At 71.0% G+C, this 12,622-nt stretch carries 13 protein-coding genes; 5 read left to right on the top strand and 8 right to left on the bottom strand.

Annotated features, from left to right (window positions below; translation table 11 throughout):
* Positions 1-30: 30 nt before the first annotated feature.
* Positions 31-942, bottom strand: a complete 912-nt coding sequence (locus LJ657_RS10400) for a rhomboid family intramembrane serine protease (RefSeq protein ID WP_232648141.1) — start codon at positions 940-942, stop codon at positions 31-33.
* 134 nt (positions 943-1,076) lie between these two features.
* Here LJ657_RS10400 and LJ657_RS10395 point away from each other — a divergent pair, with 134 nt between their 5' ends.
* Together LJ657_RS10395 and qcrB are read left to right on the top strand one after the other, a co-directional pair.
* Positions 1,077-1,802 carry a vWA domain-containing protein gene (locus LJ657_RS10395; protein ID WP_232648140.1) on the top strand — a complete coding sequence of 242 codons (726 nt, stop codon included), beginning with the start codon at positions 1,077-1,079 and terminating at the stop codon, positions 1,800-1,802.
* Positions 1,803-1,906: 104 nt separating this feature from the next.
* Entirely contained in the window at positions 1,907-3,556 is a 1,650-nt protein-coding gene (qcrB, locus tag LJ657_RS10390) for a cytochrome bc1 complex cytochrome b subunit (protein WP_232648139.1), read from the top strand.
* Here the strand turns inward: qcrB and LJ657_RS10385 are convergent.
* Both LJ657_RS10385 and LJ657_RS10380 read right to left on the bottom strand, forming a co-directional pair.
* Positions 3,531-4,514, bottom strand: a complete 984-nt coding sequence (locus tag LJ657_RS10385) for an acyl-CoA dehydrogenase family protein (protein WP_232648138.1) — start codon at positions 4,512-4,514, stop codon at positions 3,531-3,533. The two genes, qcrB and LJ657_RS10385, sit on opposite strands and share 26 nt — an antisense overlap.
* A 184-nt stretch (positions 4,515-4,698) precedes the next feature.
* Positions 4,699-5,838, bottom strand: a complete 1,140-nt coding sequence (locus LJ657_RS10380; protein WP_232648137.1) for an acyl-CoA dehydrogenase family protein — start codon at positions 5,836-5,838, stop codon at positions 4,699-4,701.
* A gap of 48 nt (positions 5,839-5,886) precedes the next feature.
* On the opposite strand from LJ657_RS10380, the gene LJ657_RS10375 reads away from it, so the two are divergent.
* The 3 genes from LJ657_RS10375 to LJ657_RS10365 are packed head-to-tail and all read left to right on the top strand — an operon-like array spanning position 5,887 to position 8,499.
* On the top strand, positions 5,887-6,678 hold the full coding sequence (locus LJ657_RS10375; protein ID WP_232648136.1) for an SDR family oxidoreductase: 792 nt from the start codon (positions 5,887-5,889) through the stop codon (positions 6,676-6,678).
* Between the two features lie 26 nt (positions 6,679-6,704).
* A complete protein-coding gene (locus tag LJ657_RS10370; RefSeq protein WP_232648135.1) occupies positions 6,705-7,316 on the top strand; it encodes a TetR/AcrR family transcriptional regulator in 612 nt (203 codons plus the stop codon).
* A gap of 25 nt (positions 7,317-7,341) precedes the next feature.
* Positions 7,342-8,499 carry an acetyl-CoA C-acetyltransferase gene (locus LJ657_RS10365; protein ID WP_232648134.1) on the top strand — a complete coding sequence of 386 codons (1,158 nt, stop codon included), beginning with the start codon at positions 7,342-7,344 and terminating at the stop codon, positions 8,497-8,499.
* A 28-nt stretch (positions 8,500-8,527) separates the two neighbouring features.
* On the opposite strand, the gene LJ657_RS10360 is transcribed toward LJ657_RS10365, so the two are convergent.
* Genes LJ657_RS10360 through LJ657_RS10340 form a run of 5 tightly spaced genes read right to left on the bottom strand, consistent with a single transcriptional unit; the run spans position 8,528 to position 12,614 of the window.
* Positions 8,528-9,169, bottom strand: a complete 642-nt coding sequence (locus tag LJ657_RS10360; protein ID WP_232648133.1) for an SIMPL domain-containing protein — start codon at positions 9,167-9,169, stop codon at positions 8,528-8,530.
* Positions 9,166-10,233, bottom strand: coding sequence for an NAD(P)H-dependent flavin oxidoreductase (locus LJ657_RS10355; RefSeq protein ID WP_232648132.1), 1,068 nt, complete (start codon positions 10,231-10,233; stop codon positions 9,166-9,168). The genes LJ657_RS10360 and LJ657_RS10355 overlap by 4 nt, the downstream gene beginning before the upstream one ends.
* The gene (locus LJ657_RS10350; RefSeq protein WP_232648131.1) at positions 10,230-10,973 is read right to left on the bottom strand and encodes a CoA-transferase subunit beta; all 744 of its coding nucleotides are present in this window, start codon (positions 10,971-10,973) and stop codon (positions 10,230-10,232) included. The genes LJ657_RS10355 and LJ657_RS10350 overlap by 4 nt, the downstream gene beginning before the upstream one ends.
* Positions 10,970-11,806, bottom strand: a complete 837-nt coding sequence (locus LJ657_RS10345) for a CoA transferase subunit A (protein ID WP_232648130.1) — start codon at positions 11,804-11,806, stop codon at positions 10,970-10,972. The genes LJ657_RS10350 and LJ657_RS10345 overlap by 4 nt, the downstream gene beginning before the upstream one ends.
* Entirely contained in the window at positions 11,799-12,614 is an 816-nt protein-coding gene (locus tag LJ657_RS10340) for an enoyl-CoA hydratase family protein (protein WP_232648129.1), read from the bottom strand. The genes LJ657_RS10345 and LJ657_RS10340 overlap by 8 nt, the downstream gene beginning before the upstream one ends.
* Between the last annotated feature and the right edge of the window lie 8 nt (positions 12,615-12,622).

Below are 12,622 nucleotides of genomic sequence, written 5' to 3'. Positions count from 1 at the left end.
CCGGCCGGACACCCGGTTTTCCCGTGCCCCTCAGGCTGCCAGTTCCGTGGCCTTCGCGACCGTGAGGATCACCAGCAGCGCCAGCAGGGCGACGCATGCGCTCGCCTGGATCAGGGAGCGGTGGCGCTCACGTGGCGCGTACGCGTACGCCAGTGTCACCACGCCGCCCGCCAGCAGGCCGCCGAGGTGACCCTGCCAGGACGTGAGGCCGGCGGAGATCAGCAGCCACAGCAGCAGACCCGCCATGAAGCGGTTGACCTGGCCCATGTCGGCGCCGAGACGCCGGGCCATCACGTAGTACGCCGCCCCGAGCCCGAAGATCGCCCCGGACGCGCCGAGGGTGGGGGTGTCCGGCGCGATCAGCAGCACGAGGACCGAGCCGCCGAGCGCGGACAGCAGATAGAGCGTGAGGTAGCGGACGCGGCCGAGCTGGGACTCCACCACCCGGCCGATGTTCCACAGCGTCAGCATGTTCATCACGATGTGCAGGATCCCGAACGTCCCCTCGGAGACCGGCAGATGCAGGAACGCGCCGGTCAGCAGCCGGTACCACTCGCCGGCGACGACGCCTTCGGCGTGGTAGTCGGAGGGGTGGTCGGCCATCCACATGTAGTGGCCGCCGTCCGGTCCGACCAGCCCGCGCCCCAGCATCTCGAAGCGGTCCACGATCGACGAACGCACCAACTCGCCCAGGTACGCGAGGACATTGAGCCCGATCAGGACGTACGTCACCACGGGCGCCGTCGCGATCCGGCCGCCGAACGCCGTACGCGCCTGCCGCACCGACCGCGCGCCCTCCTTCACGCACTCCACGCACTGGTGGCCGACGGCCGCCTCCCGCATGCAGTCCGGGCAGATGTACCGGTCGCAGCGGGTGCAGCGGACGTGGGACTCCACCTTGGGATGGCGGTAGCAGGTGGTGACGGTGGACTCGGATTCCACAGCCGGCTCCTCGGAGGGGGTGGGACGGGCGGCGAGCCGGTGGGGACGGCGGCGAACAAAATAGCGAACGCCGGTGGGCGGAGGGTGGGGCGGGGTCGGCGTGTCGTAACCTCGGCACGGACGAAGGGGGAAGCATGGCCGCGATCAGTCTCCGCAAGATCGAGGAGACCGCCCCCGCGCTGGTCAGCCTGTACAAGAGCGCCGGGGTGTCGCTCCAGAAGCACGGGCTGGACGGGCTGCGGGCCGCGGTGTACCTCGTCGTCGACTACTCCGGGTCGATGAAGCCGTACTACAAGGACGGCAGTGTGCAGGCCCTCGCCGACCGGGTGCTGGGGCTGTCCGCGCATCTCGACGACGACGGACGGGTGCCGGTGGTCTTCTTCTCGACGGACGTCGACGCGGAGACCGACATCGCGCTCGCCGGCCACCAGGGCCGGATCGAGAAGATCGTGGCCGGGCTCGGGCACATGGGCAAGACCAGCTACCACCTGGCGATGGACGCGGTCATCGACCACTACCTCGACAGCGGCTCGACCGCCCCCGCCCTCGTCGTGTTCCAGACCGACGGCGGCCCGATCAACAAGCTCGCCGCGGAACGCCATCTGTGCAAGGCGGCCAGGCTGCCGCTGTTCTGGCAGTTCGTGGGTTTCGGGGACCCGGGCAGCAAGCAGTTCGACTTCCTGCGCAAGCTCGACGAGCTGGCGGTGCCGCAGAAGCGGGTCGTCGACAACGCCGGCTTCTTCCACGCCGGATCGGATCCGGGCCAGGTGACCGACGCGGAGCTGTACGACCGGCTGGTCGGGGAGTTCCCGCAGTGGCTGGTCGCCGCGCGAGCCCAGGGGATCGTGCGGCAGGCCTGAGAGCCCGCGGCCGGCGCGAGTCACTCGTACGGCTGTCCTTACCGTTGGCTTACCCCGGACGCCGTGCCACCCTGAGGATGATCCGACGGGGAGGCGACGAACGTATGGACGGCGCACGATCGGGGAACGAGGCGGCCGGCTCCGCGCGCAGGGAGCCGGCGGGCACGGGTGAGAAGATCGCGGACTGGGCCGACGGGCGGCTGGGTCTGTACGGGCTGGCCAAGGCCAACATGCGCAAGGTCTTCCCGGACCACTGGTCCTTCATGCTGGGGGAGATCTGCCTCTACAGCTTTCTCATCCTGATCCTCACCGGCATCTACCTCACCCTGTTCTTCGAGCCGAGCGGCGTCGAGGTGATCTACCACGGCTCGTACGTCCCGCTCAACGGCATCACCATGACCCGGGCCTACGAGTCCACGCTCGACATCAGCTTCGATGTGCGCGGCGGGCTGCTGATCCGGCAGATCCACCACTGGGCGGCGCTGGTCTTCGTCACCGGCATGCTCGTGCACATGATGCGGGTGTTCTTCACCGGCGCGTTCCGCAAACCGCGCGAGCTCAACTGGCTGTTCGGCTGGACCCTGCTGTTCCTCGGCATCATCACCGGCCTGACCGGCTACTCGCTCCCCGACGACCTGCTGTCCGGCACCGGCATCCGCTTCGCCGACGGCGCGATCCTCTCGATCCCGATCGTCGGGACGTATCTGTCGATGTTCCTGTTCGGCGGCGAGTTCCCCGGGCACGACATCATCTCGCGGCTCTTCCCGGTCCATGTCCTGCTGCTGCCGGGGATCATGCTGGGCCTGGTCGTCGCCCATCTGATCCTGGTCTTCTACCACAAGCACACCCAGTACCCGGGGCCCGGACGGGACCAGAAGACGGTCGTCGGCATGCCCTTCCTGCCCGTCTACATGGCCAAGGCGGGCGGCTTCTTCTTCCTCGTCTTCGGTGTGCTGGCGCTCATGGGCGGCATCGCCAGCATCAACCCCGTGTGGGCCTTCGGCCCCTACCGCCCGGACCTGGTGACGACGGGCGCCCAGCCCGACTGGTATCTAGGCTTCTCCGAGGGCCTGATCCGGGTGATGCCGGGATGGGAGATCAACCTCTGGGGCCACACGCTCGCCCTGGGTGTCTTCATCCCCTTCACGCTCTTCCCGCTGCTCCTGCTCGCCCTCGGTCTGTATCCCTTCGCCGAAGCTTGGATCACCGGCGACAAACGCGAGCACCACATCCTGGACCGCCCGCGCAACATGCCGGTCCGCACCGGCCTCGGCGCGGCCTGGCTGGCCCTGTACGCCGTGCTGCTGATCGGTGGCGGCAACGACATCGTGGCCACCCATCTGCATCTGTCCATCAACTCGATCACCTGGTTCGTGCGGATCTCCTTCTTCCTGGCGCCGGTCGTCACGTTCCTCGTCACCAAACGGGTCTGCATGGGCCTGCAGCGCCGGGACCGGGACAAGGTGCTGCACGGCAGGGAGAGCGGCACCATCAGACGGCTGCCGCACGGCGAGTTCGTCGAGGTCCACGAACCCCTCGCGCAGGACGAGCTGTTCACCCTCACCCAGCACGAGCAGAGCCCGCCCTACGAGATCGGTCCGCTCGTCGACGCCAACGGTGTACGGCGGCCGGTCAAGCCCGGGCAGCGGGTGCGCGCCCGGCTGGCCCGGGTGATGTTCGGGTCGGAGTCGCACATCCCGAAGCCGACCGTGGAGGAGTACCGGGAACTCACCAGCGGCGATCACCACTACTGAGGACCAGGGCCCGGCACTCCTCGGGCCCGCCCCACGCGGTGCGCAGGGCGCGGGCCCTGGTCAGCCACAGGGACAGGTCGTACTCCGCGGTGTAGCCGATCGCGCCGTGCAGCTGGAGCGCCGTACGGGCGGTGGCGTACGCCGCCTCGGACGCCGTGACCTTGGCGGCGGCCACGTCGGCAGGGGTCATGGAGAGCGCGGCGCCGAACAGCAGGGGGCGGGCGAACTCCAACGCGGTCTTCGCGTCGGCCAGTTGATGCTTGACGGCCTGGAAGGAACCTATGGGGACACCGAACTGGGTGCGCTGCCGGACGTAGGCGACGGTTCTGTCCAGGAGCGCCAGTCCGCCGCCCAGGCACTGGGCGGAGGTGGCGAGGCGAGCCCAGGTCAGGCCATGGGCGACGGCTTCGGCGACCTGCGGACCGGCGGCGAGCAGTTCCCCGCCGGGCGCCGGCTCGAAGAGGCGGCGGGCGGGATCGAGGGAGGGGTGCGGGCGGCCGGGCGGGGGAGCGAGGCGCAGCTCGGTGTCCCTTGCCGCCACGGTCAGCCGTACGTCCGCCATGTCCGCGTCCAGCGCGTACGGCCCCGTAGCGAGCGTGGCCGCCGACTCCCCGGAGGACAGTGCGGGCAGCAGGCGTTCGGCCGGACCGGTGTCGTTCAGCGCAGCGAGCACGGCGGCCGCCGCGACCGTCTCCACCAGTGGGCCCGGTACCGCATGCCGCCCCAACTCGACGAACGCGACGGCGAGTTCCACGGGACGGGGGCCGAGGCCGCCGTACTCCTCGGGCACCGCCAGCGCGAAGACACCCGCCTCCGCGAGACGGGACCACAGCGCGCGGCCGCTCGTGTGCTCGCCGCGGCTCCAGTCCCGTACGACCGAAGGCGTGTCGGCGGCTGTCAGCATGGCGTCCAGCGAGCCGGCGAACGCGCGCTGCTCGGCGTCAAGGAGGAATCGCATCAGCAGCGTCCCTTCGGAACCTTCGGCATTCCTTCGGGCGGCGGAATTGCGGTGCGGTTCGGAAGCGCCCTGAAGGGGCGCGGGACTGCGTTGAACATGCGGCTACCGCCGCGCGGGCGCGCCAAGCCACGACGGCGCCGCAGACGACACGCGAACCACCGAGGCACACCCAGCGGAGCGCTCATCAGCGGCGCCCCTTCGGCAGGCCGAGCAGGCGCTCGGCGATGATGTCGCGCTGGATCTCGTTCGTGCCCGCGTAGATCGGGCCGGCCAGGGAGAAGACATAGCCCTCGGCCCACTCCGAGTCCGCCGCCTCGCCCTGTTCGCCGAGCAGATCGAGGGCCGTCTCGTGCAGCGCGATGTCGTACTCGGACCAGAAGACCTTGTTCAGGCTGGACTCCGGGCCGATGGAGCCGCCCTCCAGGAAGCGGGAGGCGGCGGCGAAGGTGAAGAGGCGGTAGGCCCGGGCGCCGATCAGGGCGTCCGCCACCTGGGCCTCGGCGGAGGGCGGGCATCCCTGCCGCTGCCAGAGACGGCGAAGTCGCTCCGCTGCCGCCAGGAAACGGCCGGGGGAGCGGAGCATCAGGCCCCGCTCGTTGCCCGCTGTCGACATCGCGATCCGCCAGCCCTCGCCGGGCGCGCCGATCACGTCCTCGTCCGGCACGAACACCTCGTCCAGGAAGAGCTCGGCGAACGCCGGTTTTCCGTCGAGGCGGCCGATCGGACGGACCGTGACGCCGGGCGCGCGCAGGTCGAACATCAGGTAGGTAAGACCCTGGTGGGGCTTGGGGGCCTCCGGGTCGCTGCGGAACAGACCGAAGGCGCGGTCCGCGAAGGCGGCCCGCGACGACCACGTCTTGTGCCCGCTCAGCAGCCAGCCCCCGTCCGTGCGCACCGCCCTCGACCGCAGCGACGCCAGGTCCGAACCCGCCTCCGGCTCCGACCACGCCTGTGCCCAGACCACCTCGCCCGTGGCCATGGGCGGCAGAACCCGCGCTCTCTGCTCCTCGGTGCCGTGGTCGAAGAGGGTCGGGGCGAGCAGACTGATCCCGTTCTGACCGACCCGGCCCGGGGCGCCCGCCGCCCAGTACTCCTCCTCGAAGACCAGCCACCGGATCAGGCCGGAGTCCCTTCCTCCGTACGCCGTCGGCCAGTTGACGACCGACCAGCGGTCCGCGGCCAGTTCGGCCTCCCATGCGCGGTGGGCCGCGAAGCCCTCCGCGGTCTCCAGGGACGGCAGGGGGGCGCGCGGCACCCGGTCCGCGAGCCAGGCCCGGGCCTCGGCGCGGAAGGCATCCTCTTCCTGTGTGAAGGCGAGATCCATCGGCTGCCATCCTTCCCTAACAAGTGTTTGGTAGGTTAGCGTGGGGCTATGACAGTCGTCGAGAGCCCCGTGTACGAGCCGGGGCACGGGCTGCTGAAGGGGCGCACCGCCGTCATCACCGCGGCGGCCGGTGCGGGCATCGGCGGCGCGACCGCACGGCGCTTCCTGGAGGAGGGCGCGCGCGTGCTGATCGGCGACGCGCATGTGCGGCGCCTCAAGGAGTACGAGGCCGAGCTCGCGTCCGAGTTCGGGGCCACGTCGGTCGCCGCCCTGCCGTGCGACGTCACCGACGAGGGCCAGGTGCAGGCGCTGTTCGAGGCCGCCGTGCGGGAGCATGGGCGACTGGACGTCGTGGTCAACAACGCCGGCCTGGGCGGCACTTCGGATCTGGTCGACATGAGCGACGAGCAGTGGGCCCGCGTCCTTGACGTGACGTTGAACGGCACCTTCCGGTGCACCCGGGCGGCATTGCGGCTGATGCGGGCGGACGGACGGGGCGGCGTGATCGTCAACAACGCCTCCGTCGTCGGCTGGCGCGCCCAGGCCGGACAGGCCCACTACGCCGCGGCGAAGGCGGGCGTGATGGCTCTGACCCGGTGCGCGGCGATCGAGGCCGCCGAGTACGGGGTGCGGGTCAACGCCGTCTCCCCGAGCCTCGCCATGCACCCGCACCTGGTGAAGGTGACGACGCCCGAACTGCTGGAGGAACTGACCGCACGCGAGGCCTTCGGCCGCTACGCACAGCCCTGGGAAGTGGCCAACGTGATCGTGTTCCTGGCCTCCGGCTACTCCTCGTACCTGACCGGGGAAGTCGTCTCCGTCAGCAGTCAGCACGCCTGAGGACCGGAGCGGACGACAATGGACCCGTGCCGACCAAGAAGAAGCCCCAGGTGACCGCCGCACCCGCCCGGCGCCGCGAACTCCTCGACACCGCCGCCGAGGTCTTCGCCGAGCAGGGCTACAACGCCACCACCGTACGCAAGATCGCGGACCACGCGGGCATGCTCGCGGGCAGCCTCTACTACCACTTCGACTCCAAGGAATCGATGCTGGAGGAGATCCTGCGCACCTTCCTCGACGAGCTCTGGGGCGGCTACGACACCGTCCTGGACGCCGAGCTGGGACCGCGGGAGACCCTGGAGGCCCTGGTCACCGAGTCGTTCCGGGAGATCGACCGGCACCGCGCGGCCGTCGCGATCTACCAGAAGGAGAGCAGGCAGCTGCTCGCGCAGGAGCGGTTCGCGTTCCTCGCCGAGTCGCAGCGCAAGTTCGAGAAGGCGTGGCTGGCCACCCTGGAGCGCGGGGTCGCCGCCCAGGTCTTCCGCGCCGACCTGGACGTCCGGCTCACCTACCGGTTCGTGCGCGACACCGTGTGGGTGGCAGCGTCCTGGTACCGGCCCGGCGGACAGCACAGTCCCGAAGAGATCGCCCGGCAGTACCTGTCGATGGTGCTGGACGGGATCGCCGTACGCACATGACCCATGGGGAAGCCGGGGAGTTGCCATGGCCGAGGCCTATATCGTCGAAGCGGTCCGTACGCCCGTCGGGCGGCGCGGGGGCGGACTGAGCGGGGTTCACCCGGCCGACCTCGGCGCCCATGTGCTGAAGGAACTGATGGCCCGCTCGGGGGTGGATCCGGCCGCTGTCGAGGACGTCGTGTTCGGCTGTCTGGACACGGTGGGGCCGCAGGCCGGGGACATCGCGCGGACCTGCTGGCTGGCGGCCGGGCTGCCGGAGGAGGTGCCGGGCGTGACCATCGACCGGCAGTGCGGCTCCTCGCAGCAGGCCGTGCACTTCGCGGCACAGGGTGTGCTGTCCGGCACCCAGGACCTGGTGGTCGCGGGCGGCGTGCAGAACATGTCGCAGATCCCCATCGCCTTCGCGACCCGCCGGGCCGCCGAACCCCTGGGGTTCACCGAAGGCCCCTTCGCGGGCAGCGTGGGCTGGCGGGCGCGGTACGGGGACCAGCCGGTGAACCAGTTCGTCGGCGCCGAGATGATCGCCGCGAAGTGGGGAATCAGCCGCCGGGACCAGGAGGAGTTCGCGCTCAGGTCCCATCAGCGGGCGCTGCGGGCCATCGACGAGGGCCGCTTCGACCGCGAGACCGTCGCCTACGGACCGGTCGCCGTCGACGAGGGCCCTCGCCGGGACACCTCCCTGGAGAAGATGGCCGGGCTCAAGCCGGTCCTCGACGGCGGCACCATCACCGCCGCCTGCTCCTCCCAGGTCTCCGACGGGGCGGCGGCGATGCTGCTGGCCTCGGAGCGGGCGGTGCGCGAGCACGGGCTGACGCCGCGCGCGCGCGTGCACCACCTGTCCGCCCGGGGCGAGGACCCGGTCCGTATGCTCTCCGCTCCCATCCCGGCCACGGCCCACGCCCTGAAGAAGACCGGCCTGACCATCGACGCCATCGACCTCGTGGAGATCAACGAGGCCTTCGCGCCGGTCGTCCTGGCCTGGCTGAAGGAGACCGGCGCCGACCCCGGCAAGGTCAACGTCAACGGCGGCGCGATCGCCCTGGGGCACCCTCTGGGCGCGACGGGCGTCAAGCTGATGACGACCCTGCTGCACGAACTGGAGCGCACGGACGGCCGCTTCGGCCTCCAGACCATGTGCGAGGGGGGCGGCCAGGCGAACGTGACGGTCATCGAACGGCTCTGAGTGTCGTCCCGCGCGGCGGCCAGGGGCGTCAGCGGCCGAGGGAGAAGCCCAGCACCACGCCCGCGGACACCTCCACCATGCCCGGTGCCAGATCGCCCGCCGAGCTGCCACCGCCGCCACCATGACCCCGGTACTGGCGGAGCTCGTACGACTCCGAGTCCACGTCCTGGATGTGCAGCACCGTGCCGAGCGGCACGCCCGCCGCCTCCGTGTACACCTCGGCCTTGCGGCGGGCGGCGGCCACCGCCTTGCGGCGTGCCTCGTCCCGCAGCGCGGGCTTGTCGTGGACGTCGAAGTCGACGTCGTCGATCTGGTGCGCACCGGCGTCGACCGCGTCCACGATCAGCTGCTGGAGGTCGTCGAGCGCCTCGGTCTCGATGACGTACGAGGCCTGGCAGCGGTACCCGAGGAACGTGCGGTCGGCGCTGTAACCGGAGTACTCCGAGCTGAGTTTGAGCCGGGAGCCGGACACCGAAGCGTCGGGTATCCCGTGCCCGCGCAGCACCTCACGCAGCCGTGCCACCGCGGCGCCCGCCTCCTGGAACGCCTTGTCGGGCAAGGGCTCCAGCACGTCCACGGACAGCTTCACCCGGACCAGCTGCGGCTCGACCCGCACACTGCCCGCACCAAAAACACTGAGCCCCCAGGGCTCGCTGATCGTCTCCGTCAAGAGCGCATTGAAGCACCGCCCGGTGCCAGCTCACCGATGATTTCCTCCGCTTGGGCCATCACCCCCGCCACCAGTTCCGCACACGACGGCAGATCCCCGATCACCCCGGCGACCTGCCCGGACGCCATCACCCCGAGGTCGGTACGGCCGTCCACCATCGCCGACTTCAGCAGCATCGGGGTGTTCGCGGCGAGCAGGACCTGACTCCAGGACAGCTCCTTGCCGTGCTTCAGGGCGAGCCCGTCGCGCACCATCTGCCGCCAGGTCGACCCGGACAGCTTCCGGAAGCCGGCCGCCCGGCGGACGGCGTGGAAGAGGGCACGCGCGCGACCGGACCGTTCCAGGGCGTCCACCAGGTCGGTGCGCAGCATCCGGTGGGGCAGGCCGTCCACCGCCGTGGTCACGGTGATGTCCCGCACGGTCGCCGCCAGGTACCTCGCCTTCACCGCGTCCGGCACCGTCGAGTCCGACGTCAGCAGGAACCGTGTGCCCATCGCGACCCCCGCCGCCCCGTACGCCAGCGCGGCGACCAGCCCCCGTCCGTCGAAGAAGCCGCCCGCCGCCACGACCGGTATCCGCACCGCGTCCACCACCTGCGGCAGCAGCACCGTCGTCGCCACCTCGCCGGTGTGCCCGCCGCCCTCACCGCCCTGCACGATCAAGGCGTCCGCGCCCCACGCCGCGACCTTCTCGGCGTGCCGTCGGGCACCTATGGAGGGCATGACGACCACACCCGCCTCCTTCAGCTCCGCGATCAGCTCGGGGGAGGGCGCGAGGGCGAAGGACGCGACCCGGACGCCCTCGTCGACGAGGACGCGAACCCGGTCGCCCGCGTCGCCCGCATCCGCGCGGAGGTTGACCCCGAACGGCGCGTCCGTACGGGACTTGACCTCCCGTATCGCCTCGCGCAGCCGGTCGACGGTCATGGTCGCGGAGGCCAGGACGCCCAGCGCGCCCGCGTTCGCCGACGCCGAGACCAGGCGGGGGCCCGCCACCCAGCCCATGCCCGTCTGCACGATCGGGTGCCGCACCCCGACCAGCCGGGTGAAAGCCGTCTCCCTCACGATCCGACCTCCCTGGCGCGACTGCCGGCCGGGTCGATCACCTCGCGGACCAGCCGCAGCTCCTCGGCGGTCGGCTCCCGGGTCGACGGCACCTCGTCCGGGACGGCCAGGTCGAAGCCGGTCGCCTCCCTGACCTGCTCCACCGTGACACCCGGGTGCAGTGAGGCGAGTCGCATCGAGTGGTCGGGGGTGGCGAAGTCGAAGACGCCCAGATCGGAGACGACACGCGGGATGCGGTGGTAGCGCGCACCGGCCGCACGGTCGTATCCGACTCCGCAGACCATGTCGACCTTCTCGACGAACACACGGCGCGAATGCCTCGGCACCCAGTAACTGGTCGGGTTGTTGAGGGTGTTGACGGGGGCGCCCCGCACCCCGAGCAACTGCCGCTTCGGCCGTTCCCAGTCGCCGATGCACGAGATGTTCTGGTTGCCGAACCGGTCGATCTGGCTCGCGCCCATCATCACGTGCCGACGGCCGCCGCCGACCAGGGTGAGGTGCTGCCGGTAGGGCAGCCAGCCCTCGGTGGTTCCGTCCGGGCGGACCAGCGTCGCCTCGCCGTCGGTCAGCAGCAGGTCCGGGGAGAAGGTGAGCCGGGCGAGACGGGCGCCGACGGACGGGATCAGCCCCATGGGGCTGGCGAGCACCTCGCCGTTGTCCCGCCAGGCCTCGGCGCAGGCGATCACGCAGTACTCGGCACGGGTGGGCGCGAGCAGAGGGGCGCGGGTGACGTCGTTCATGACTCCTCCCTGACCGCTGACTGGTACGCCTGCTCGTCCCCGCCCAGGAACCGCGCCGCGAACTCCGGCCACGGGGTGGTCGCGTACGTCGTCTGGAACGCCTCGTCCCGGCCGTAGTGGGGAGCGCAGGACGTGAAGTGGGCGCCGTTCGGCGCCTCGACGACCCCGGTCACCGTATGGCGCTTGATGAGCAAGGTCTGCGGTGCGGCCTCCTTCGTCAACTCGGCGGTGTCGACGATCCGTTCGCACGACACGTACGCCGCGTCCGCCGCCTCGCAGAACAGGTCGTCGAAGTACGGGTCGGGGCCCAGGTACTGCCCGTTGCCCAGCCGGTCGGCGCGGCCCACGTGCACCAGCGCCGCGTCCATCCGCAGGGCCGGCATCGCCACGAACGTCTCCCCGTCCTCGTAGGGCGAAGTCACCGTCCGCAGCCGGGGGTTGACCCGCATCACATCCGAGCCGATCCCGGCCCGCACGGGCAGGAACGGCAGCCGGTTCGCCGCCGCGTGCAGCCCCCACATGAACATCGCCTCGTCGATCTCCATCAGCTCGAAGGCACCGCCCTCCCGGGCCGTGCGGTAGTGCGGTTCGAGCGGGATGGAGTCGAGGGTGACGAAGGGCGCGACCAGTTTCCGGATCCGTCCGGCGGCGGCGAGCATGCCGACGTCCGGGCCGCCGTACGAGACGACGGTCAGATCGCCGATGTCGGACCGCAGCAGCGCCCTGACCAGGGCCATCGGTTTGCGTCGGGAACCCCAGCCGCCGATGCCGAGGGTCATTCCGCTCTGCAGACGGGAGACGACCTGCTCGGCGGTCGTCGTCTTGTCACTCACTCCTGTGCACCCTCCCTTCGTCCTCTTCCTTGCCGACGGTGTCGTCCTTGCCGAACGTGTCACGCACTCGGTCGGCCACCCCGGCCACGCTCGCCTCGTAGGTGAAGCCCTGTTCGAAGCGGTAGCTGCGGCGCACGTCGACCGGGTCGATGCCGTTGATGGCGGCCTTGGCCAGACGCAGCAGCTCCCCGTCCTTGGCGGCTATCTCGCGCGCCAGCTCCAGGGCGGCGGCGTGCAGTTCCTCCCGCGGCACCACCCGCCACACCGAGCCGTGCGCGTGCAGCTCGGCGGCGGTCGCGGTGCGGGAGGTGTAGTAAAGCGCGCGCATCAGGTGCTGCGGGACCAGCCGGGACAGGTGCGTGGCGGCGCCCAGGGCGCCCCGGTCCAGCTCGGGCAGTCCGAAGGTGGCGTCCTCGCTCGCCACGATCACGTCCGCGTTCCCCACCAGCCCGATCCCGCCGCCCAGGCAGAAGCCCTGCACCGCCGCCACCACGGGCACCGCGCACTCGTACACCGCCGCGAACGCCTCGAAGCAGCCGCGGTTGGCGCCGGTCAGCGCGCTCGGCCCGTGCGTCTGTATCTCCTTGATGTCCACGCCCGCGTTGAACCCCCGCCCCGCCGCGGCCAGCACCACGCACCGCACCCGCGGGTCGCGGCCGGCCGCGCGCACCGCGTCGGCCAGGGCGAACCAGCCGTCCACCGGCAGCGCGTTCACCGGCGGGAAGTCGACCGTCACCACGGCGATTCCGTCGTTTCCGGGCCCCTTTCCCGCAGAGGAGTTTTCCGGGGACGAGGTGGAGACACCCATGGGCACAT

Origin of the sequence: Streptomyces guryensis (assembly GCF_021261325.1) — a bacterium.
GTDB classification, from domain to species: domain Bacteria; phylum Actinomycetota; class Actinomycetes; order Streptomycetales; family Streptomycetaceae; genus Streptomyces; species Streptomyces guryensis.
This window is presented reverse-complemented; position numbering and strand designations above follow the sequence as displayed.

Excerpts from the sequence above, each read along its gene's own strand:
- LJ657_RS10380 (WP_232648137.1), bottom strand. The coding sequence starts at position 5,838 with ATGGATCTCGCCTTCACACAGGAAGAGGATGCCTTCCGCGCCGAGGCC.
- LJ657_RS10365 (WP_232648134.1), top strand. The coding sequence starts at position 7,342 with ATGGCCGAGGCCTATATCGTCGAAGCGGTCCGTACGCCCGTCGGGCGG.
- LJ657_RS10350 (WP_232648131.1), bottom strand. The coding sequence starts at position 10,973 with ATGAACGACGTCACCCGCGCCCCTCTGCTCGCGCCCACCCGTGCCGAG.
- LJ657_RS10385 (WP_232648138.1), bottom strand. The coding sequence starts at position 4,514 with ATGCGATTCCTCCTTGACGCCGAGCAGCGCGCGTTCGCCGGCTCGCTG.
- LJ657_RS10340 (WP_232648129.1), bottom strand. The coding sequence starts at position 12,614 with ATGGGTGTCTCCACCTCGTCCCCGGAAAACTCCTCTGCGGGAAAGGGG.
- LJ657_RS10375 (WP_232648136.1), top strand. The coding sequence starts at position 5,887 with ATGACAGTCGTCGAGAGCCCCGTGTACGAGCCGGGGCACGGGCTGCTG.
- qcrB (WP_232648139.1), top strand. The coding sequence starts at position 1,907 with ATGGACGGCGCACGATCGGGGAACGAGGCGGCCGGCTCCGCGCGCAGG.
- LJ657_RS10395 (WP_232648140.1), top strand. The coding sequence starts at position 1,077 with ATGGCCGCGATCAGTCTCCGCAAGATCGAGGAGACCGCCCCCGCGCTG.